General features: G+C 42.6%; 24 protein-coding genes and 1 pseudogene. 7 read left to right on the forward strand and 18 right to left on the reverse strand.

Features of this window, described 5'->3' with window-relative positions; all coding sequences use genetic code 11:
- Window positions 1–431 (reverse strand): annotated as a pseudogene (locus ACYRY3_RS42235) (hypothetical protein); the annotation flags it as partial.
- A gap of 843 nt (window positions 432–1,274) precedes the next feature.
- On the opposite strand from ACYRY3_RS42235, the gene ACYRY3_RS42240 reads away from it, so the two are divergent.
- The gene (locus tag ACYRY3_RS42240; RefSeq protein ID WP_460207818.1) at window positions 1,275–2,141 is read left to right on the forward strand and encodes a shikimate dehydrogenase; all 867 of its coding nucleotides are present in this window, start codon (window positions 1,275–1,277) and stop codon (window positions 2,139–2,141) included.
- Window positions 2,142–2,173: 32 nt separating this feature from the next.
- Here ACYRY3_RS42240 and ACYRY3_RS42245 read toward each other — a convergent pair whose 3' ends face one another.
- On the reverse strand, window positions 2,174–2,686 hold the full coding sequence (locus ACYRY3_RS42245) for a thiol-disulfide oxidoreductase DCC family protein (RefSeq protein WP_460207819.1): 513 nt from the start codon (window positions 2,684–2,686) through the stop codon (window positions 2,174–2,176).
- Window positions 2,687–2,851: 165 nt separating this feature from the next.
- The gene (locus ACYRY3_RS42250; protein WP_460207820.1) at window positions 2,852–3,121 is read right to left on the reverse strand and encodes a Precorrin-3B methylase; all 270 of its coding nucleotides are present in this window, start codon (window positions 3,119–3,121) and stop codon (window positions 2,852–2,854) included.
- A 252-nt stretch (window positions 3,122–3,373) separates the two neighbouring features.
- Here ACYRY3_RS42250 and ACYRY3_RS42255 point away from each other — a divergent pair, with 252 nt between their 5' ends.
- A complete protein-coding gene (locus tag ACYRY3_RS42255; protein WP_460207821.1) occupies window positions 3,374–4,453 on the forward strand; it encodes a HEAT repeat domain-containing protein in 1,080 nt (359 codons plus the stop codon).
- A gap of 129 nt (window positions 4,454–4,582) precedes the next feature.
- On the opposite strand, the gene ACYRY3_RS42260 is transcribed toward ACYRY3_RS42255, so the two are convergent.
- Together ACYRY3_RS42260 and ACYRY3_RS42265 are read right to left on the reverse strand one after the other, a co-directional pair.
- On the reverse strand, window positions 4,583–4,897 hold the full coding sequence (locus ACYRY3_RS42260; protein ID WP_460207822.1) for a hypothetical protein: 315 nt from the start codon (window positions 4,895–4,897) through the stop codon (window positions 4,583–4,585).
- A 135-nt stretch (window positions 4,898–5,032) separates the two neighbouring features.
- Complete coding sequence (locus ACYRY3_RS42265) at window positions 5,033–5,587, reverse strand: choice-of-anchor Q domain-containing protein (protein ID WP_460207823.1); 555 nt, start codon at window positions 5,585–5,587, stop codon at window positions 5,033–5,035.
- Between the two features lie 341 nt (window positions 5,588–5,928).
- Here ACYRY3_RS42265 and ACYRY3_RS42270 point away from each other — a divergent pair, with 341 nt between their 5' ends.
- Window positions 5,929–6,207: a hypothetical protein gene (locus ACYRY3_RS42270; protein WP_460207824.1), complete on the forward strand. Its 279-nt coding sequence runs from the start codon at window positions 5,929–5,931 to the stop codon at window positions 6,205–6,207.
- A gap of 225 nt (window positions 6,208–6,432) precedes the next feature.
- Here ACYRY3_RS42270 and ACYRY3_RS42275 read toward each other — a convergent pair whose 3' ends face one another.
- From ACYRY3_RS42275 to ACYRY3_RS42285, 3 genes are read right to left on the reverse strand one after another with little or no spacing between them, the layout of a single operon-like run.
- Window positions 6,433–6,984, reverse strand: coding sequence for a hypothetical protein (locus tag ACYRY3_RS42275; RefSeq protein ID WP_460207825.1), 552 nt, complete (start codon window positions 6,982–6,984; stop codon window positions 6,433–6,435).
- Between the two features lie 20 nt (window positions 6,985–7,004).
- Window positions 7,005–7,832 carry an LbetaH domain-containing protein gene (locus ACYRY3_RS42280; RefSeq protein WP_460207826.1) on the reverse strand — a complete coding sequence of 276 codons (828 nt, stop codon included), beginning with the start codon at window positions 7,830–7,832 and terminating at the stop codon, window positions 7,005–7,007.
- A 60-nt stretch (window positions 7,833–7,892) separates the two neighbouring features.
- Window positions 7,893–9,368, reverse strand: coding sequence for a dihydroorotase (locus tag ACYRY3_RS42285; RefSeq protein ID WP_460207827.1), 1,476 nt, complete (start codon window positions 9,366–9,368; stop codon window positions 7,893–7,895).
- Window positions 9,369–9,614: 246 nt separating this feature from the next.
- Between ACYRY3_RS42285 and ACYRY3_RS42290 the strand changes: the two genes are divergently transcribed.
- Window positions 9,615–10,409, forward strand: coding sequence for an aspartyl/asparaginyl beta-hydroxylase domain-containing protein (locus ACYRY3_RS42290; RefSeq protein ID WP_460207828.1), 795 nt, complete (start codon window positions 9,615–9,617; stop codon window positions 10,407–10,409).
- A 112-nt stretch (window positions 10,410–10,521) separates the two neighbouring features.
- Here ACYRY3_RS42290 and ACYRY3_RS42295 read toward each other — a convergent pair whose 3' ends face one another.
- From ACYRY3_RS42295 to ACYRY3_RS42305, 3 genes are all read right to left on the reverse strand, one after another.
- Window positions 10,522–10,797, reverse strand: coding sequence for a hypothetical protein (locus ACYRY3_RS42295; protein ID WP_460207829.1), 276 nt, complete (start codon window positions 10,795–10,797; stop codon window positions 10,522–10,524).
- A 204-nt stretch (window positions 10,798–11,001) separates the two neighbouring features.
- On the reverse strand, window positions 11,002–12,228 hold the full coding sequence (locus ACYRY3_RS42300; protein ID WP_460207830.1) for a family 10 glycosylhydrolase: 1,227 nt from the start codon (window positions 12,226–12,228) through the stop codon (window positions 11,002–11,004).
- A gap of 103 nt (window positions 12,229–12,331) precedes the next feature.
- Window positions 12,332–12,922, reverse strand: coding sequence for a TetR/AcrR family transcriptional regulator (locus ACYRY3_RS42305; RefSeq protein ID WP_460207831.1), 591 nt, complete (start codon window positions 12,920–12,922; stop codon window positions 12,332–12,334).
- Window positions 12,923–12,965: 43 nt separating this feature from the next.
- On the opposite strand from ACYRY3_RS42305, the gene ACYRY3_RS42310 reads away from it, so the two are divergent.
- Window positions 12,966–13,460, forward strand: coding sequence for a hypothetical protein (locus ACYRY3_RS42310; RefSeq protein WP_460207832.1), 495 nt, complete (start codon window positions 12,966–12,968; stop codon window positions 13,458–13,460).
- An 11-nt stretch (window positions 13,461–13,471) separates the two neighbouring features.
- Here ACYRY3_RS42310 and ACYRY3_RS42315 read toward each other — a convergent pair whose 3' ends face one another.
- The 4 genes from ACYRY3_RS42315 to ACYRY3_RS42330 all read right to left on the reverse strand — a co-directional run bounded on the left by ACYRY3_RS42315 (window position 13,472) and on the right by ACYRY3_RS42330 (window position 15,462).
- Window positions 13,472–13,654, reverse strand: coding sequence for a hypothetical protein (locus ACYRY3_RS42315; RefSeq protein WP_460207833.1), 183 nt, complete (start codon window positions 13,652–13,654; stop codon window positions 13,472–13,474).
- 9 nt (window positions 13,655–13,663) lie between these two features.
- A complete protein-coding gene (locus ACYRY3_RS42320; protein WP_460207834.1) occupies window positions 13,664–13,813 on the reverse strand; it encodes a hypothetical protein in 150 nt (49 codons plus the stop codon).
- Window positions 13,814–13,882: 69 nt separating this feature from the next.
- Window positions 13,883–14,722: a TIGR02452 family protein gene (locus tag ACYRY3_RS42325; protein ID WP_460207835.1), complete on the reverse strand. Its 840-nt coding sequence runs from the start codon at window positions 14,720–14,722 to the stop codon at window positions 13,883–13,885.
- Window positions 14,723–14,859: 137 nt separating this feature from the next.
- Window positions 14,860–15,462 (reverse strand): hypothetical protein, encoded by a 603-nt coding sequence (locus ACYRY3_RS42330; protein WP_460207836.1) that lies wholly within the window; start codon window positions 15,460–15,462, stop codon window positions 14,860–14,862.
- 168 nt (window positions 15,463–15,630) lie between these two features.
- Between ACYRY3_RS42330 and ACYRY3_RS42335 the strand changes: the two genes are divergently transcribed.
- On the forward strand, window positions 15,631–16,065 hold the full coding sequence (locus ACYRY3_RS42335) for a hypothetical protein (protein WP_460207837.1): 435 nt from the start codon (window positions 15,631–15,633) through the stop codon (window positions 16,063–16,065).
- A 91-nt stretch (window positions 16,066–16,156) separates the two neighbouring features.
- Here ACYRY3_RS42335 and ACYRY3_RS42340 read toward each other — a convergent pair whose 3' ends face one another.
- The 3 genes from ACYRY3_RS42340 to upp all read right to left on the reverse strand — a co-directional run bounded on the left by ACYRY3_RS42340 (window position 16,157) and on the right by upp (window position 17,644).
- Window positions 16,157–16,429, reverse strand: coding sequence for a YggT family protein (locus tag ACYRY3_RS42340; protein ID WP_460207838.1), 273 nt, complete (start codon window positions 16,427–16,429; stop codon window positions 16,157–16,159).
- Window positions 16,430–16,576: 147 nt separating this feature from the next.
- Window positions 16,577–16,933, reverse strand: a complete 357-nt coding sequence (locus ACYRY3_RS42345; RefSeq protein ID WP_460207839.1) for a hypothetical protein — start codon at window positions 16,931–16,933, stop codon at window positions 16,577–16,579.
- A gap of 60 nt (window positions 16,934–16,993) precedes the next feature.
- Window positions 16,994–17,644: a uracil phosphoribosyltransferase gene (gene upp / locus ACYRY3_RS42350; RefSeq protein ID WP_460207840.1), complete on the reverse strand. Its 651-nt coding sequence runs from the start codon at window positions 17,642–17,644 to the stop codon at window positions 16,994–16,996.
- Window positions 17,645–17,949: 305 nt separating this feature from the next.
- Between upp and crtH the strand changes: the two genes are divergently transcribed.
- Window positions 17,950–19,446 carry a carotenoid isomerase gene (gene crtH, locus ACYRY3_RS42355; RefSeq protein WP_460207841.1) on the forward strand — a complete coding sequence of 499 codons (1,497 nt, stop codon included), beginning with the start codon at window positions 17,950–17,952 and terminating at the stop codon, window positions 19,444–19,446.
- Window positions 19,447–19,625: the final 179 nt, after the last annotated feature.

Consider the following 19,625-nt stretch of genomic DNA (forward strand, 5'->3'; position numbering starts at 1 on the left):
ATCGAATTGCCTGTATCTTCCTTCCACATCCCGGCATCATAGCCGGGAGAGAAATTAAATTGGCGTGGTTGAACGGGTGGTTTATGATGTTTGTGCTTTTTTGATCTAGCTAACCATTTCTGATAATTACTATTCCACGAGCACCAAGCACCTATAGCTTTGCGGATAGCTGAACGCCTTAAAACTGCTGGAATATCAATCTTTAATTCATATTGACTTTCCTTAGAACTAAGAGCCTCATAAGCATACCAACCAGATAATTCACAATCATCTGATAGCACGTGTTCTGGGAAGGTGTTAACCAATGCAAAATAAAAAGCCACGGCTTCATTATAACGGACTTTAGTTGACGTTAAATCAAATCCTTCTCGAATTAATTTACATCGCAAGGATTTTTGAACTTTATTAAAGCCTTTTTTCTTTTTCAGCATTGGTCACCTCCTACATCTCTTACTCTCACAGATTTCCTACGTGCATGTCAAGCTGTTGTCACCTCTTTTTTTCGTATCTTCTCAGGAAATATAATTGGCAAGAATTGCAGTGCATTCTACTCATCTCATATCTTGCACCACCGTCTTATTGAGAGAATCACAGACTAAAAACCTTATCTCGATCGTAGGTAGGGCTATGCCGCACATTCCCTTATTTAGAAGGTGCAAGATGTCAGTCATAAAGTCGTCCCTAAGCTCACTCAGAAGGAGTTTTTTAAGAATTATTTAACACAACAATAGAGCATAGCTTTAAATTGCAAAACCATTCACAAGGTAATATCCAAACCGAGCACTCGCGATCTTTATGAGCAACAACGATAGTATCTATTTCGCCACTGGCAACACGTTCCATCAGCTGGATGAATTTTTTTTGCTGAAAATTCCAACCCGATCCGAAATCCGTAATGCACTCGTTTCTGTGGATATTTACTACCTAGATAATCTACTTGGGCTTTGAGATCGTCTTTTTGGGATGTAGTTGAAACACGCGCATAAAGAACAGTTGTGGCACTGCTAGTTTTTATTTTTTTTAAGTGATGCAACAGACGGGATGACGATGCCCACGCCTGGGACTTAAGACATTCTATTTTTCCTTCCGGCAGCCCAATCTACGAGAGTTCTAGGGTGAAATCCATATCTTTTTTGTACATATTCGGAGTGAAAAACATAAATGCTAGTTAATGTGAGTGTATTAGCTAGCATACACAGATTTATTACGTTTTATCAAGAAAAGCTACGTTATACTGCTTTTAGATTACGCGACAAATTACAAATGACGAACTCATGATTACAGGTACAACCAAACTACTTGGAGTGATTGGACATCCTGTAGAGCATTCACTGTCGCCGGTGATGCACAATGCAGCGATTGCCCGTATGGGATTAGATTATGTCTATGTGCCCTTTCCCGTAGACCCGCAAAACTTAAAAGTGGCTCTTCAAGGTTTTGCCTCTATTGGAGTTGTTGGCTTTAGCGCTACTATTCCCCATAAACAGGCGATAATACCTTTGTTGTCAGAAATTTCACCTATTGCGGAAGCAGTAGGAGCAGTTAATACTGTGACTTGCTCCGATAATGGATGGATAGGCACAAACACCGATGTAGAAGGGTTTCTCGCTCCTTTAGAAACAACCTATAATCGAGATTGGAGCCAGACGGTAGCAGTGGTTTTAGGTAATGGTGGTGCAGCAAGGGCAGTTGTGGCAGGTTGTGCCAAACTTGGCTGTGCTGAAATATACGTCGTTGGTCGCAATACTCAAAAGTTAGATGAATTCCGCAACAGCTGGGTTAACTCGCCACTGTCAGTGAATCTGCAAGTAAGTGAATGGCAATCACTATCAAAGCTTCTCCCACAAGCCAACCTGCTTGTCAATACAACTCCTATTGGAATGTATCCCAAGGTAGAGGAGTCACCATTGAGTGCAGAGGATATGACACAATTGCCAGAGGGCGCGATCGCTTACGATTTAATCTACAAACCCAAACCCACAAAATTTCTACAACAGGCAAAACAAGGGGGTCTAACTGCCATTGATGGATTGGAGATGCTTGTGCAACAAGGTGCAGCTGCATTAAAAATTTGGTTGCAGCGTGAAACCGTGCCTGTAGACGTCATGCGCCAATCCTTATACAGGCAACTGGGTTTGTAACTGTTTTGAGGATTCAGCTGACGTAACACCTATTAACACTCACTATCAGGAGTCAGCCGACAACGTCCCTGACTCTTGCTTTCAATACGCTTTTGGCGTTCAGCAATGACTGTAGCTAAATTTGGGCGTCCCGTAAGAGCAAGCCGCCACTCAGCCCAGACTCCATATATTTTATTAGCAATGAAACCAAGAATGGGCAACTTGGTAGCTCCATAAACCCAACCCATCCCAAGAGCTTCGTAGACTCGACGCAAAACCTCTACATTTTTAATAATAGTGCCATCAGGAAGCACGCCATGAATGCGCCCCATCGCCGTTTCAAAATCAATACCACCATGTGCTTCAGGAGTATAGTTATCGTCTGCAATATCTACAAACTCTACCCTTCCTCGACCTGCATCCCGTTTTTTTAGAAAACTAACCTCTCGCACGCATAAGGGGCATTCACCGTCATACAGCAGCTTGATTTGCCAAGACGGTGAAGGAGACTCTGGCTTTTGAGCAACTTCAACAGCTTTGTAGGACTGAGTTTTTGACGAAGACATCGGCAGCTCCAATCAACTGATTTTTAAAACTTGGGGAAACAGATTACTTCAGTATTTTAAGGAAAATGAAGGTTATATTGCAAAAATTTATCAGGCAGCACTGTTGTCTTAATGGAGAAAAATCAAAAATCAGTTGAAGATGCTTGCAAAAACCCTGGTAGAGGCTCAACGTGATTTTCGTCTTGCTGACTTGGGCGGTGTTTGGTGTGCGCCAAAGTACTTTTCACTGCGATAACGCAACCACACCCGCAACACTTGCGGAATCTGGTCTTTTTGTTCCTTGGTCAACGTGTTATAAAGAGCTAACGCACGATCGCGTTCACCCCGACAGGCAGCGTTGTTATGAGCATCCCAATAGCTGCGGGCTACTCGAATCCGCCGACAAACTTCCTTAATCAGCGCTTCTCCAGTCAGTGGAGCGTCTTGCTGTGCCATACTTTAGATGCCATAAATTTCTAATGCCATCCTAGCAAGTTAAACGCAACCAAAACGAGTCAAACCCAGAAATCGATTTCAACATTGAGAATATTGGAAAAAAGGATACGTGTACCAAGGAAAGAAGAGGTACAGCTGCCCTATGTCGAATGTCAGCACGAACGCTTATTAAGTGATTTTACGCTTGTAAATGCATTAATAATAACTTTATATTTAAGAGATTATATAACTAACTACAGTGAGATCTATCTCTTGAAAAAGCATTATTTTAAAGCCATATCATGGTTGCCATCCCAGAGAGCTATCTCTCAAATAGCTGTCTGTCTACTATGTAGTTTGTCACTGTTATATGTAACGGATATCACCCAAGCAGGGCAGTTCTCGTCGGCGCAAATCAACCAATATATTCAGCAGTTGAAGGACTATAGGAAGCGTCAGGATGCTATAGACGCTTTAGTACTTGCTGGTAAGCCAGCTGTGGACGAGCTAATTGCAGCATTACAGGACAAGGATGCATCGGTTCGAGACGGTGCTGTTTATGCTTTGGGCTCGATGGGAGAAAAAGCGGTATCTGCGGTACCTGCACTGGCTCAGACATTATTGCAAGATGAAGATGCATCTGTCCGCTTCCAAGCGGCTTTTGCCTTAGCCATGTTTCAGAAAGACGTCAAAACTGCGGTACCCGCTCTTATCAAGGCGTTGCAAGACCAAGATACACACGTTCGTTCCGCTGCTGCTTACGCTTTGGAAAAAATTGGTGAAGAAGCGGCACCGGCTATACCTGCATTGATTGCTGCGTTGCAGGATGATGAAGGAGATGTTCGTGCTAGTGCAGCTGGTGCATTGGGCAGTATTGGGATAGAAGCCAAAGTTAGTTTAAACCTCTTAATTCAGGCGGTGTTACAGGACAAAGAGCTAACGGTTCGTGCTCGTGCAGCAGACGCTCTGAGCTACATCGGTGAAGACGCAAAAGCTGTACCTGTGCTAATTCTAGCTTTGCAGGACAAGGATGAATGGGTTCGCTACTGCGTAGCTGTTGCTTTAGGCAAAATAGGGACAGAAGCCATAGACGCTATTCCTGCTCTAACTGTAGCGGTGCAGGACAAAGACCAATTGGTTAGCCTATCTTCAATTCGTGCTTTGGGTGAAATTGGTCAAAGTTTACTTGCAAACATAGAGCAACTACCTAGCGCTGAATTAGATCGAGCAATATCAAACTTTGACATCGCCCTAAAAGTTCTCGCTGACCGCAAGCTGAAGTTTTCCAAAGATGAACTTACTTATGTACGCGAACTCGTAGACTCCCTGAAAAAAGAAAGACTAAAGCGTTGATTTAATCTTAAAATTCGTTTTATTACCCTAAGTAGGGATTAGAGTTATGAATATCTTGAGTGGCGGCAGTTTGGTGACGCAATATTGTGTGTAAACATAACAACTGCAGCCACTCACCCAGAGCATCAATTACCTAATACTAGGAAGTGTATTTTCTATCGTTGTGTCTGGTCGTCGTTGTAGGCGCTCGTTCCTCCTCTGAAATTCGCTTATGTTTGGTTCGCTAAACTGTTTGATTTCTCTTGCTTCTTCCAGCCCTTGCTGGATATCTGCATTCAACTGGCGAACTCGCTGGTAGGTACGTAGCTGTAATAAGACTTCGGGTTTTGGATTTTGTTCGCTTGTAATATTTAATTTATAAATCTGTTGCTCTGCTTGTTGTGCTAGGGCAGCTGTCGGCGTGAGAATTAGAACCCAAGCCAATAATAATGTTGCTATCCTCATGACATATCACTCTCCTTTACATCCAGCAGTAGCACTTAGTACTCTGCTAGCTTCTGTTATGTATTCGGGCCATACCGTCTGTTTTATGTAAGTTGGTGATTTTTTGTAACTTGAGCTTTGAAGCGAGCGGTAGTCTTAGCAAGAGTAGTTGACTGGGCTACCACCGAAATCAAAGGATCTTTTATTTTCATTATATCCGATTTTTGTAAAAGTAAAGGTGTCAGTTTTATCGACTCTTTCACCACTCACACGTGGAAAACCGCGCTGGTCGGTTTTGGGGTCGGTCTCCACCAAGTTTGGGTCGCCTGCATCAATTGCTGGACTATCTGGGAGGAGGGCTATTGTTTGTGTAGAACCACCATAAAAGCCTAGGGCACCTAGCCGGGGGTCAATCGGGCTATCGCTAGTACCCACGATGTCTCCTGTAGCTGAAAATCCTGTGCTGCCCGTGCTGTCACCAATTAAGTTGTAACCAAAGCTGTTGAAACTGCCAAATACCTCGGAGTTAACACCGTCTGTACTCTTGATGTGAAGAGCAATAATCGTGTTCCGAGTATTGACAGAGCCAGGACCTCCAGAAGAAAAAGGAGAAACAACATTCTCTTTGTAAACGCCAGAGCCATTGGCGGCAGAGTTAAGAGTAATGGTACTGAACTCCAGCGTACTGGTTCCACTGTAATCGTTATGCACTATTGTATAGGATTACTATTTGATTTTTGAAATACCGTAGGGTGGGCAGTGCCCACCACAACTTAGATTTGGTGGGCACTGCCCACCCTACAAATACTTAGATTCTTTCAATAATCAAACTGGATTGCTATATATTCCATAAGTGTTAGCTGCTATCAGGCGATCGCCATTCCTGTCTAATATTACCGAATGACAACCTAAAATATTACGGTTCTGAAAATTGCTTGGGGCGATCGCAACAACCGATCCAAAGAGGTTAACGAAGAAGTCCGTTCGGTTGACCTACAATCGCCGTTTTCAGAGATGTCAGCCCCCTCAATTGTTTTCAATGCAGGTTGAACGTGCCCCCGCTCTCTACTCTATCAAGAAACAACTCTACACTTTGTGCTTCAGGCACAAGTCGCAATGCTATCAACCTTTGGCATCCCGAATGGCAACCTATATTTGACGCCGATCCAGAACAAGCAGCATTGACGCGCCAACGCATACTTGAGAAGATATCAAGCGATCGCAGTTTGATGTTTGCCTATCATTTCCCTTGGCCTGGGTTGGGGCATATTCGCAAGCGTCCTGAAGGAGGATTTGCTTGGGAACCCGAACCTTGGCAGTTCAGTGCATGAAAATGCAAGGTTTAAGATAGGCGATTTTGTACCGGAAAGAGAGCAAAAGGCGAGGGAGAAAAAACCAAAAATAAGGTTTTTTAGCCTCTCTCCGCTTCGGGCAGAGGTTGGAGAGAGGTCAAATTAAACCCATCGAACTTAAACTTTTGTAGATTTGTCAGGTGTTGTTGTAGGAGACACTAACTTCACTACATCAGCCCTCGTTGATTCTCTTGTTGTTGAGATTCACAAGACAGTAGTTGCACCGACCGCCATGACTTCAGACCATTCACTCACGCGGTTGTTATCTAAGACCGCTCGCACTCGATAGCCAAGCTGAATTTTATGCATCAACAGGATTAAGTCACGGTTGAGCAGTCCTTGTGATTTGAGGTTTTCATTAGATGCAGCTTGTAGGCGGAAGCAGCGATCGCTTTGACGGTGCAACTTAGGTGACTTGCCTTCCATAAGCACCGTTTGCAGTTCATATGCCTTAGCTCCTGGATAGGCTTGCCAGCAAAGTTGCCAGTAGGTTGACCAGCGAATTAACTCTGCTGGTAAATCTTCTACCTCATCGGACAGTGTAGAAACAAGTCCTGCGACTGGAGGTTGTACTACCTGCCGCCGATCGGAGGTGATGTCAACAATTACGGGGTCTATAGATGCAGGTTGACCAACCTTCTGTGCGGCTATAGATGAGGTGTCATCAAGACTTAGTATCAGTCCAAACATCAAAGTGAACAACAGAATCAATTGCAGGCATTGCGATCGCACGACTGAGAAAATTTTCCGATTCATAATTATGCAAATTTTTCAGCCTACCACTCCACAGGTACAACAATATTTCCGTTGTCGGCATAGATTGTCCGAGAACCAATAGCCGTTCTGGGAGCCAATGTAGAGTTGAAGACGGCGCTTCTTTGCCCAACTGCTGAGTTATTGCCGATGACTGAGCGGAATATAACTGAGTTTGGTGCTAGTCCTACGTCATCACCTACGCTTGTCTCAGGCCCGTTAGCAACACCATTTACAACCTGTCTACCACCATGAACTAGAGCACGAGGACCATAACCAATACCGTTACCAAGAGTCAGGCTAGTGGTTTCTAAAGCGTGAAAGACAACATCGTTTGCCATACCAGCAATTGTCCCGACATTAAAAGGTTGACCTTCATCGGCACGCAACGAAATTCTATTACCTGTTACGTTGGTTAGCCTTGTTAGAGAATCTTGCAGAACGACATTACCAATAATGCGGTTGCGGAAGTTTGGATCGCTAGTCGGAGTTCCATTTATCGTTGGCAAACCTCCAGGGTTAAAAGATGTGACTGGAGCTGGACCTATCCCTTTTACGTTTGACAAGTTTGCTCTAGCTAGGTCTGTGTAACCTTTAGCAAATTCCTCATTGACTTCAATGATGCCTTCCATCAAGCTAACATCGGCTTGTGTCAGGTTTGCAACTTTTCCAAGGAGACCGCTACTAGCTTCTAGGTTGGTTGTGACATTTTTACCTGGTAGGACAACTTTGCCTGCAGGTAAGGTAACACCAGGGCCAACCCGCGATCGCAAATTTTGTTTGCCTGTAGGGATGATAATCTTTTGAATTTGAAGAATGAGAATTGCTATAAAAACGTCCTTTCGCCGCATCAATAACCTGTCCGCAATCGCAAATTTTGTTTGCCTGTAGGGATGATAATCTTTAGGATTTCAAGAATGAGAACTGCTATAAAAACGTCCTCTCGGCGCACCAATAACCTGTCCGCGATCGTAAATTTTGTTTCCCCGTAGGAAAGTTGTTTTAACTCGTCCTGTTAACTCCAATCCTTCAAACGGTGTATAGCCTTGCTGTGACTCTGACTCAGTAGCACGTACAACAAAGGTTTCATTGGGGTCAAGCAGTACCAAATCGGCATCATAACCAACTGCGATATCACCTTTTGAACCCAAGCCAAACCTTTGGGCTGGATTTGCGCTTAATAACTCAGCCATGTGATTGTAGGACATACCGCGCTTGTTGCCTTCACTAAAAACACCAGAAAGGAGGTATTCCGTACCACCAAATCCGGATTTGGCAAGCCAGATATTATTTGGGTCTTTCAGACTGACTTTTTGCTCGGCTGAACAACAGGCGTGATCGCTGACAATCCAATCAATTTGGTAGTTCAGTACAGCCTGCCACAGGTATTCTACGTCTACACGGGAACGGATTGGAGGGTTGACCTTAGCCCACTTACCGGTAGGTGTATCTACATCTAACAACAGATGTCCAACAGTGACTTCCCGTCGAAAATTGATATGAGGAAAGACCGTTTGCATCATCAAAGCTGCTTCCACTGCTTTGCGAGAACTGAGGTGTAATAAATTGATATTGACGCAATTGGTTTCGTGTGCCAGGTAGGAAGCGATGCATATCGCTAACCCTTCAGAATGGGGCGGACGGGCAGCACTGTACGCTTTTAAACCTGCGAGGGTGGAGTCTTGTTGGACAATTTTAGTGTAGGCGTTGAGGATTTCGGCTACTTCACAATGAAGACTGAGGCTAATGCTTTCGCTTGCTTCTGGGTGACTTTCCCTGAGCTTGGTTAGACCGCGCATTATAAATTCAAAGTGAGCCAAATCATACCTTTCTTCTTTGTTAATCATGAGAAAAAGGTTTTGTTGGTCGGAAAGACCGTGCAAACCATAGCCACCGTAAAACATGAAGATTTTGAAGGATCTAATTCCATACTCCTCAAACAGCATTTGCATCTCATCGATATGTTGAGTGCTAATTGGGGCGATATGATAGCTGTAATCAACAAAAAAATTTCCTTGCGATCGCGCCAACACCTCTGGAAAAAAATCTTTATAAGAGCCACCTTTATTGAGATAATACTGCCCTGTACGAATGTAATTCAGGCTGGTGGTCACTCCCCCCATTGCAGCTGCTTTGGTTTCAGTCACAGCGTCTTGCTCAAGGGGTTGATATATACCTATGTGCATATGGGCATCAACAACCCCAGGAAAGCCCAGGAGGTTTTGGGCATCAAAAACCTCTTTGCTTTTATCTGGGCTAATGTTAGGAGCAATCTCAGCAAATTTCCCATCCTTAATTCCCAAATCCAGCAGTTCGACACCATCCTGGTGGGGACGAACAACCCGCACATTTTTGATAATTCGATCTAATCCGGGAACGTCAGACACAGTAGACCTCACACTAAAATGAGTACAGAACCCAAAGTTTTAATGCTCAAATGATGATATCAACACTTTTGGATATTATTCCATTCAAGCGTTGAACAAGTTCAGATGTATAACTCTGGGCACTGGTCTTTTAGCTAGTGATGGATTAATACCCTGGTTTAGTTAGGACTTCAAACATCGTACTAGGACGCAGGTGAAATCCCATCACCATGTAACAATTTTTATTCAACTTTAGGAGAAAAGACAATGGAAAGTTTTAATGAGTATCATCTCGATCCAAAGCAATTTCCTTTTCTCAAAAGCTTTCAAGATAACTGGCAAGCGATTAGAGATGAGTTTACACACTTTATTAAGTATGCCTCTAATGAGGAGTTAAAATTCACTTATGATATTTTAGGTCCTAAAAGTAAAACGATTAAAACCAAGGGAGATGCGAAATACAGTGCTTTTGGTATCTTGTTTCAGGGTAAGTTTATTGAAGAATATATTCTAGCCCATCAAATACAGTATCCTGAATATACGCCAGATGAAGCATCAGAAAAAGCACTTGCATTGAGAAAGAAATATTTCCCAAATTTGGCTAAGGTGATAGAAAAGGTGAACTTTCTTGAGGATAAGACCATCAGAAATGCTTATTTTGGCACATTTCATCCCGGCTTAGACATCAAGCTACACGTGAATTATAACCCTCATATGAATCGTGGTTATCTAGGATTAATCGTGCCTGAAGGAGATGTGGCTATGAAAATATGCCACGAGCAGCTTTATTGGCATGAAGGAGAAATTATGATTTTAGATCACAGCTATCCACACTGCCCGCATAACCACACCAATTATGACAGAACCGTCTTGGTTATAGACTTTTTTAAACCAGATAAGCCTAGAGAGGAAGTAATGCAATTTGAAAAAGAACAAGTCATACAACGTATGGCGGATAATCCTTATAGCTTAGGTGTTTTTGGTAAAAGCGATAAAGCTAAAGTAGAAGATTTTATCAAGTATGGTTTGGCTCATCAGTTAGAGTGGGACAAAGCCTTGTAATCAGATGTCATTTGTAAATTAAGAGGGAACAGGGAACGGTCTTGTGTGGGGTTTGATTTTAACTTATAATGCAACAAAACCTGTTCCCGAACCGTATAATTACAGCCAAATTTTAATAAAGAGTTCTTGACGCTGTAACACCAATAAGCACGGCAAGACCAAGCGCTCTACGAAAATAATTAACGCCTTGAAATAATTCCAGCCATGCCCAAGTAAATAAAGAGCCAAAAGCCAGTATGTCTAACCCTGTATTCCCAACACCTGTTGTAAAAACTAGTTTGAGTAAACTAGCTGCTATCCAAACAATGAGTGGAAGGTTTGGCATCTGAGCTACAACAATGTTGCCATTGCTGTCACGGAAGATTTTATCAAATAATGTATTTTCCATAACTTGAAATCGCAATAAGTGCCAAAAATTATTGACTTACAAATACTACTATTGTCATTAAAACATTTAGCTCTCTCTCTTATCAACTACCATTGTGCTGAGATTAGAAGTGGTAAATCATATTCATATATAACGATTCTTGAGTTTTTTGTATCATGGATTGTCAAAGCCAACTGTAAAGAAGTCCCCTCTTATCAATACATTTTAGTTGTTTTGTGTCAAGCTTCTTAAGTTAGAAGCTGTTTCTTCCGCTTTTCCAGTTAGAGGGAAAACTAAAATACTCTTGATTGCGGGGTTATATACTAATTCTTTTAATCGATGAAGTTGTCGGTCGGTAATGGCAATTCCATCATAATTCGTGGCATAATTTAATTCTTCTTTGAAATTCGCCTCATTATAAGCTTGAATAAACACTCTATCTACTTTCCATTTTTGCCAATCCGCAGCAAAATATCGTTTAGCCCAGTAAGGGTTATGATGACAGATATCAAAACTAACGGTCGAGTTAGTTTGTTTCATCGCAGTTATCATTTGCTGCAAAAAATTAGTTAAATGAGTGGTGCGATCGATTTTGCCAGGTAATTCGGCATGATAACCTAGATAATCATCCCATTGAACTGCATCAATTTTGGGATACTTTTGGACGAACTCTACTAAAATATTTTTAAAAAAATTAGCCACTTCAGGAATCTCCACATCCAGGACATAGTGTTCGATTCCAACGTAAGTTTTATCTACACCGGGAACAATCCATTTCCGAGAAATTGCCAGGTCAAAAATTGGGCTATTTTTATCTGTTTTAATACCTTTCTCGAAATAAGCGTGGACTTGCATTCCCTGTTTGTGCGCCTCATCAATCAACCAATCTAACCATCGTTCTTGAAACTGGTTTGGACAACTTTTATAACCCAGCGTTTGCTGCATAACATCGCTATTGTACATCGTACAACCATTACCCCAAACACCGTGAAGAATCGTATTAATTCCTTGAGAGCGATAGTAACGAACTCTTGCACGAATCGTTTGTTCGTCGGTATTATTAGTAACTTGGTAACGACTTAAATAAATTCCTCTAATGATTTTTTTATCCCAAGGAGTTTGAGCTAATGGTGTTTTTTGAGGTGTGATTGTTTCAAGGGGTGCTTGCTTATCATTGGCAGCACGATTTGAATTCCCTGATACAGAGGGGGTGGGAGTTGAAGAAGCAGTTGGAGTGGGAGTTGAAGAAGTAATTGGAGTGGGAGTTGAAGAAGCAGTTGGAGTGGGATTCAAAATAGGAATAGTTATTCGTTGATTCTTAGGTAAAAGTTTGCTGATGTCTAAATGACCCTGGCTAAACAACCAATAACCACCACCTAAGACAGCTATGATTACAGAGAATGGAATATTTGCACATCCACATCCATTTGGCTCTTTCTTTTTGCGCGACATAGTAATATGATATCGATATATATATAGCTACCATTTCATACCTAGATTTTCCAAATGTAATCTCTAAAGAATTATGTCGCGTCGGGCTCGATTAGCTTAAGGCTCAATTTCCAGCGTTTTTAAACAGGAGGTTTAAGGCACGACAAACATAGCTAGTCCAAGATTCAGAAGTCGGTTGAAAAATCAGAGCATAGAGCATAATCCCGCTCATTGTGTCGAAGACTAAGCCAGAGTCTAAATCTGCCTGAATTTCGTTTCTTGCTTTTGCCCGTTCCACGACAACTGCAAAGGCTTCTCGTCGTGGTTGTAAATATTTTGTCCAGTAGATTTGAGCAAATTGAGGATTGCTTGATGCACTGCTGATAATCATAGCTACCGTCTGTCGTCCGAGTGGACTGAGTGTAATCTGAGCAGCGTTTTGAATCAGTGCATCAATATCGGTTTGAAAATTGCCCGTGTCAGGAATCACAATTTCTTCTCGAATACTTTCAATGGCATCAGCAACCAGTTCTTCTTTAGAAGCATAACGGCGATAGATAGTTGTTTTTCCGACTCTAGCACGAGCGGCGATCGCATCAATGCTCATAGCATCAAAACCTACTTCTGCTAGCAGTTCCAAGGTGGCTTGCAGCATTGCTTTATGAGATTGGTTGCTGCGCGGTCTTCCCCGTAATTTTTTGTTGAGATCGGTCATGAATGTTAGTATGGTTTTACGAAACTATATCGTATCGAAAAACATGAGCAAGCATCCTCGTCCTTACTATATGGACAGAAATAGCACTCAGACTCTTCGAGAAGGTCTAAACGAATACTATGCTGTTAACCCCCATCTCACTCCTCCAAACACTCAACCGCCAGAGTTTGCGAAGATATTGCTAGCTCACGATGTCGGTCATGTCATTTATGGCTGTGATACGGGGATGTACGACGAGTTAAAAATTCTGCCGCTATTTTGGTGGACAAGTGAGTGTACTTTTCAACGGTTCCGCGAGATGAGAAATACACCCGCCGTGGACGTTATGTACGATGATATGATTAAGAAAAAGGGTGTGTTTTGGCTTTATGGCGCAGTCCTTAGAGTTCTTCCTTCCCTGTTTCCAGAGTTAATCTCTATTTGGTTTAAAACTCGCAACCGTAGGAATCGATTACCTTTTTTGGAATTTGAACCTCTCCTCGATCGCTCTCTTTTAGATATTCGCCAAGAGTTTGATTTATTACCGTTTATTAAGTGAGCTATTTCTAGCTACTTGTGATAATGCACTTGGAAAGGAATTGGCTTTCCACTCATGCGCTCCACTTCGTAAGGACAAACAACTTGGGATTTGACTCTATCTTGGGCAATCTGTACCAACAGTGCATCAATTTTCTTTTCAACTTCAGCACGTACTCGTAGAGGAAGTGCAGCAACTGCCTCATCAACACGCATGCATTCTAATTAGCTCAGTTCTGGGGGATGTGCCAACTGATGGCAGCACCCATCACAACCCCGTCGGCACAGCCACCAATCATGCTCTGCACGAATTGCTTGTACCCGTGCTTCAACACCCTCATCTATTATCTGTAATTTTTGTTGTGCCTCGTTCATACAAATTGGGGTGCGATAGCTTCGCTACAGCATAGCGGCAGATCGCTGTTAATATTTAACTGAACCGACTTAAAAATAAAATCGCTTGTAAAATTCTGTAAAAGTTCCTTGTTGCTTGCTGGAGTCAAGAACAGAAAAAATCACACTTTTAAATCTACCCGAAAATTGACCCCCTGCCAACAAGAAATCTGCAAAAATTTGGGCAACCATCGCCGGGTCATTTCTAAAAACTCCACATCCCCAAGCGCCTAAAATTAAAGCATCGCAACCGCGATTGGCTGCCAAACTCAAGACTTTTGATGTACGACTTTGAAGAACTTCAGGTATTTTTCCTAGAGCCTGCGGTTGATTTTTTTGAATCATACCAGCATTTGGTGCTGGGCTGGTAATAAAATCTACCACATAGGGGTGTTCTAATAGCGTTCCATCATCATTTTTGAACACCGGGCAACTCGGAGAATAAATCATCCAATTTGAGTAGAGAAGCGATCGCTCTGCGCGGTGAAAATCATAATATTCACGGCATTTCAGCTGGCTTTTGTACAATGCAGAACTTCGTGCTAAACTTTCTTCTTGTGCTTGGGCACCTTTGAGAAACCCACCTCCTGGGTTTTTCGCTGAAGCAAAATTCAACACACCAATTTTTTGGAATTTACCTGTTTTTGCTATGCGTTCTGCCCCCATGAGTGTTGTCTCATTCCTGACTTCAAATTTAGTATCTGAGAAAGGAAAAACGCTCTCAAGCACTTCAGTTTCAATTTTAGAGAGACGCTCGGGATTGTAGCATTTTGTCCAATCGAAACAATACTCTAATTCGCGAGCGATATCAACGTGATTGCCATGAGGAGAAATGTAGTTGCCGGTTTCAAGAATTTCTAGGGTATTTTGGGCTATGGCAATTCGTCTCATCGGTCTGATTCCTACTTCTTGTCAGGCTCTGAGCCTTTATTTATTTGTATTATTTTAATTACAAAAATACTACGAAATCTCTACAAAAGTGTCAAGGTATACGCTTTTTCTATGGAGAATGTAAGGAACTCCCTATCTCATAATCTACGCCAATAATAACGATTCCACTGGTACATTCCTTGAATTTCGTATTCTTCTCCAGTGTTGAAGCGAACAATGCAATTTGTTGACAAACCATTGCTATCATTGTTTTCTTCCACCCGAATTACAAGACAGGGGTACCACTGACGATTGCAAGGACCATCATCTTGTACCCACTCCCACAGACCATTACACACTTCAATGCGATCGCCCACTTTCAGCTTTTGTGCGTACTCATCAGCATACTTATCGATATGATACTGTTCAACGCGCTCCAGCCATTGTAAGCCGTAGCGATCGCGAATAAACTGTACTGGTCCGGAGTCATTTTCTTTCAGCCAGTCGTTGAGTAACTGTGCTTTCCACGAAAGGTTTTGTTCTTCTTGCGTTTTGACAAACTCTAACAGTGCTTGCAATTCTTCTGATGTAAGTTCATCTAATGGATTTAACGTATCTGACACACTTGGAAGAGAACTTCCCTTAACCTGCTCTACTACCTGCAGTAGTATATCCTTCTGTATGTCAGTGAGAGGGCAGCTAGCTGCATCGCAACTATTAAATGCTGCTTGCAAGGCTACTTGAATCTCATCTGGACTCATAGGTCTTACGGCAATTGAGGATGTGGTTGAGCCATCAGCAAGTTGCTGACAGCGTTATTTAATAATTATTACAAAATTAAAAAAGAAGTCTCCAATACCTCTAGAGCTAAATTCAGCTAAGCTGATGTTAAATGTAGCGTGTTATTCAATTTATCCACGGTGTCTTTTATGCAGTTGCGCTCACTCACGGTTATGCTATTTGTTTGTATCCTTTGGGTCTTTTCGTGGGCGTTTGCTCCTCCATCTGTAGCGCTGACACAGGTTAAACTCTACGACCTCTCTTACCACGAGTGTCCCCCAGAACTGGCACAAGGAGCTGTTACAAGTGGTGGCTCCTCTATGGCTGCTAACTGCTTTATTGTGACTGGCAAAGCTCTAAATGGAACTAACAAAACTGTATACGATGCTGACATATTTGGGCGCATTTATGATGCTAACAATGACCCTGTTTTGCAAAACCGTACCCGACTTGGTTCTATTGACGAAATCCCACCCGGTACGAGTGATTTTGAATTGCGTATTTCTGTGGCTGCAAATCAGCCCTTGCCCTTGAAGCTTAAGCAATTTAAGGCAGCTGGATTCAGCGCTCAAATTCGTAAATAGCTCTAGAATTGGTAATGGGTTAAAAATAAAACAGTAGAGACGTTGTTAAATATAGCGTCTCTACTATAGCTTGCGTAATTGCTTTCCAAACTTAACCCAATACTGGGAGACGTCCTAGGGTGAGAAGTAAAGAACTCAACACATTGAGCAATAGAAAAGCCAGTATTGGCGAAAAGTCCATACCTCCCAGGGGGGGGATGATGGAACGGAACAGATTGAGATAGGGGTCGGTAATTTGGCTGAGAGCTGCAAAAGGCTGGCTTCCCCAACTAATGTTAGGGAACCATGACAAGAGGACTCTAATAATCAGTAAGATACTATAAATCTGTACGAACTGATAAAGTGTGGTAATCAGTAGATTCATGGATAGGTTGGTTTCCTGTTAAGTGTCAAAAGCAGTGTTATTCTTTGATTGTAATTTAGCGACTGTTAAGGCGTGTGAAAATACAGCCCTCGCTTAGTCAGTGACCGGCGATCGTTGTTGACTGGTTACGGTAGGCTAAGGTCTGCATTATCGCAACTCCTCAGTTCCAGAGGGCTGTTCGTTAAGTGAGCGATCGCCATTGCCGTTGACATTTCCTAACTGCTGCCGTACTTCATCAATTGTGGCATTGAGTTGGGCAATTTTATCTTCTAGCGATCGCCGCGCTGTTTCCATCTCCATGCCTTCAACCTCGGAACCTTTTATTGGACGCTTTTTCGCTGCTCTTTTAGCTTCAGGTAAACCTGAGTTCAACTGACTTTCTTCCCCTGCTGGCTCTTCTGGCTCGTGTTTGTAGGCAACCACTGCGCCAATGATACCTCCTACTACGCTACCGAAAATTGCTCCAGTGAGAAAACCACTCGCAAAACCATCTCGCTGACTCATATCCTTACCACCTTCAACTCCTTTATACAGTTATCATGACTTCATCACCTGCATACTAGCTCATGTTCCAAAGATGCGATCGCCTGCGTCTCCCAATCCCGGTATGATAAATCCCTGGTTATTGACCGTTGGATCGATGGTAGCAGTATAAACAATTAAGCCGGGATAAGCATCACTCAGTTTTTGTAAAGCTGGTGGAGCAGCCACTACGGAAATAATTCGTGTTTGAGCTGGGTCAGCACCCCGTTGTGTCAATTCTGCCATTAAAGCCATAATAGATCCACCTGTTGCCAGCATGGGGTCGGTAACCAACACCCGTGTTTGGGGTTGAAATTTTTCTGGCAACTTATTTAAGTAACAGTGAGGTTGTAAAGTTTCTTCATTTCGCGCTAAACCGAAATGGTAAATCGATGCTAGAGGCAAAACTGCTTGTGCTCCCTCTAGTAACCCCAAGCCCGCTCGCAATATTGGCACTACAGCCACCGGTACTGTTGGATCTATTAAAGTAGCCGGACAGGTATCTAAGGGAGATTGTACTGTTGTGTCTTGAGTGGGCAACCATTCTCTAGCTGCTTCATAAGTCAACCAGCGTCCCAACTCTGTCATTGCACTGCGGAATAATACCGAAGGGGTTCCAGCATCACGAGCCACAGCTAGCCAATGCTTAATCAGGGGATGGGGTGGAACGTATACGCGCAATTGTAGCGTCATAGCCGGAAATAGGCGCTTTTTGTATTGTATAACAACTGAAACATCATAATACTTTTTGCCGAACGCAACTGTTCGCTCTGAATCTACCTCTTAAGTTATTGAAAATTTCTTGCATTAATAGTTGACATTTATTCTCAATCAAGGTTATATTCTTATTCAGTGTTCTCCTCTCTTTAAGGATCGGCAGACGGGATTGGCCAGCAGCAGCAGGCTTGTCCCTCTTTTTTGTTATTAGTCATTGGTCATTAGTTAGCTGTAAATATTAAGTTATTAGATTTCCACAAAGGACAAACAACAAAGGACAAATGACAGAAATGTACGATGTCATAGTGATTGGATCTGGGATAGGCGGCTTAGTGACAGCAACTCAACTAGCGGCAAAGGGTGCTAGAGTGCTAGTACTGGAGCAATACTTGATTCCTGGGGGTAGTGCTGGTTATTTTGAGCGGCAAGGCTATCGATTTGATGTTGGAGCATCCATGATCTTTGGATTTGGGCAAACCGGGACTACTAACTTGCTAACGAAAGCCTTGAAAGTTGTCAATGTCAACTTGGAGACCATTCCCGATCCAGTTCAAATTCATTATCATTTACCAGAGGGTTTGAACCTTAAAGTTGAGCGAGTTTATGAAAATTTTTTGCAAAATCTAACTGCGTATTTTCCTCATGAAAGCAAGGGAATTCGTCAATTTTATGATGAATGTTGGAAAGTATTTCATTGTCTTAACAGCATGGAGTTGCTGTCGTTGGAAGAACCCCGATATTTAATGCGGGTCTTTTTGCAGAAACCTTTGGCGTGTCTGGGTTTAGCCAAATATTTGCCGCAAAATGTTGGGGATGTGGCAAAACGGTATATTAAAGACCCCCAATTGTTAAAGTTTATTGATATGGAGTGTTACTGCTGGTCAGTGGTACCAGCCCACATGACACCAATGATTAATGCTGGAATGGTGTTTTCAGACAGGCATTACGGAGGAGTTAACTATCCCAAAGGTGGCGTAGGACAAATCGCTCAAAAACTGGTGGAGGGTTTGGTTAAGACAGGGGGTCAAATTCAATATCAAGCCAGAGTATCAAAAATTCTCATAGAAAAGAAACGAGCCATAGGAGTGCAACTTAAGGGCGGGCAAGTTTATCGCGCCAAAAGAGTTGTCTCAAATGCTACACGCTGGGATACTTTTGGAAAATTACTGAATCAACAAGAAATGCCATCTGATGAGAAAAAATGGCAGCAACGCTATCAAAAGTCTCCAAGTTTTCTCAGTTTGCATGCGGGGGTGAAAACCTCAGCTTTACCTCCGGGAACAGAGTGCCATCATATTGTGCTAGAAGCTTGGGAGAAAATGGTTTCCCCGGAAGGAACTCTATTTGTGTCGGTTCCTACATTGCTTGACCCGGATTTAGCACCTTCCGGATATCATATCATGCATGCGTTTACCCCCTCTTGGATTGATGACTGGCAGGGTTTATCTGCAAGTGAGTATGAACAGAAGAAAGAACAGGCGGCTTGGAGGATGATTGACCGCTTGGAAAAGATTTTTCCTGGATTAGATGCGGGGTTGGATTATCTAGAAGTAGGGACACCGAGAACTCACCGTCGTTTCTTAGGTCGTGAAGATGGGACTTACGGACCAATTCCCCGATATAAGCTGAGGGGGTTGTTGGGAATGCCATTTAACAGAACAGCAATTCCAGGACTTTATTGTGTGGGAGATAGTTCTTTTCCCGGTCAGGGTTTAAATGCAGTGGCGTTTTCTGGATTTGCTTGCGCCCATCGCATTGCCGTCGATTTGGGATTGTAATATAGTAGAGACCAGTCATGGGTAGTCTCTACATACAGGTGATTATAAAAAAGCCCAGGCATTGCTGTTGATTTAAACTTTTTCAAAAATAGTAATAATTCGACCCACGATACGAGTGACTCGATTAATTGTTTTGAGAACTGCAATTGTCTTATCGAGCTTTGTCAATGTATCGTTTA

Source organism: Scytonema sp. NUACC21 (assembly GCF_054684315.1).

What these genes read in the sequence shown, in the direction of transcription:
- ACYRY3_RS42300 (WP_460207830.1), bottom strand. Translation starts at nt 12,228, where the DNA reads ATGTCGCGCAAAAAGAAAGAGCCAAATGGATGTGGATGTGCAAATATT.
- ACYRY3_RS42250 (WP_460207820.1), bottom strand. Translation starts at nt 3,121, where the DNA reads ATGGCACAGCAAGACGCTCCACTGACTGGAGAAGCGCTGATTAAGGAA.
- ACYRY3_RS42280 (WP_460207826.1), bottom strand. Translation starts at nt 7,832, where the DNA reads ATGCGGCGAAAGGACGTTTTTATAGCAATTCTCATTCTTCAAATTCAA.
- ACYRY3_RS42335 (WP_460207837.1), top strand. Translation starts at nt 15,631, where the DNA reads ATGCAGTTGCGCTCACTCACGGTTATGCTATTTGTTTGTATCCTTTGG.
- ACYRY3_RS42240 (WP_460207818.1), top strand. Translation starts at nt 1,275, where the DNA reads ATGATTACAGGTACAACCAAACTACTTGGAGTGATTGGACATCCTGTA.
- ACYRY3_RS42320 (WP_460207834.1), bottom strand. Translation starts at nt 13,813, where the DNA reads ATGAACGAGGCACAACAAAAATTACAGATAATAGATGAGGGTGTTGAA.
- ACYRY3_RS42310 (WP_460207832.1), top strand. Translation starts at nt 12,966, where the DNA reads ATGAGCAAGCATCCTCGTCCTTACTATATGGACAGAAATAGCACTCAG.
- ACYRY3_RS42305 (WP_460207831.1), bottom strand. Translation starts at nt 12,922, where the DNA reads ATGACCGATCTCAACAAAAAATTACGGGGAAGACCGCGCAGCAACCAA.
- ACYRY3_RS42275 (WP_460207825.1), bottom strand. Translation starts at nt 6,984, where the DNA reads ATGAATCGGAAAATTTTCTCAGTCGTGCGATCGCAATGCCTGCAATTG.
- upp (WP_460207840.1), bottom strand. Translation starts at nt 17,644, where the DNA reads ATGACGCTACAATTGCGCGTATACGTTCCACCCCATCCCCTGATTAAG.
- ACYRY3_RS42330 (WP_460207836.1), bottom strand. Translation starts at nt 15,462, where the DNA reads ATGAGTCCAGATGAGATTCAAGTAGCCTTGCAAGCAGCATTTAATAGT.
- ACYRY3_RS42325 (WP_460207835.1), bottom strand. Translation starts at nt 14,722, where the DNA reads ATGAGACGAATTGCCATAGCCCAAAATACCCTAGAAATTCTTGAAACC.
- ACYRY3_RS42295 (WP_460207829.1), bottom strand. Translation starts at nt 10,797, where the DNA reads ATGGAAAATACATTATTTGATAAAATCTTCCGTGACAGCAATGGCAAC.
- crtH (WP_460207841.1), top strand. Translation starts at nt 17,950, where the DNA reads ATGACAGAAATGTACGATGTCATAGTGATTGGATCTGGGATAGGCGGC.
- ACYRY3_RS42315 (WP_460207833.1), bottom strand. Translation starts at nt 13,654, where the DNA reads ATGCGTGTTGATGAGGCAGTTGCTGCACTTCCTCTACGAGTACGTGCT.
- ACYRY3_RS42260 (WP_460207822.1), bottom strand. Translation starts at nt 4,897, where the DNA reads ATGAGGATAGCAACATTATTATTGGCTTGGGTTCTAATTCTCACGCCG.
- ACYRY3_RS42245 (WP_460207819.1), bottom strand. Translation starts at nt 2,686, where the DNA reads ATGTCTTCGTCAAAAACTCAGTCCTACAAAGCTGTTGAAGTTGCTCAA.
- ACYRY3_RS42340 (WP_460207838.1), bottom strand. Translation starts at nt 16,429, where the DNA reads ATGAATCTACTGATTACCACACTTTATCAGTTCGTACAGATTTATAGT.
- ACYRY3_RS42345 (WP_460207839.1), bottom strand. Translation starts at nt 16,933, where the DNA reads ATGAGTCAGCGAGATGGTTTTGCGAGTGGTTTTCTCACTGGAGCAATT.
- ACYRY3_RS42290 (WP_460207828.1), top strand. Translation starts at nt 9,615, where the DNA reads ATGGAAAGTTTTAATGAGTATCATCTCGATCCAAAGCAATTTCCTTTT.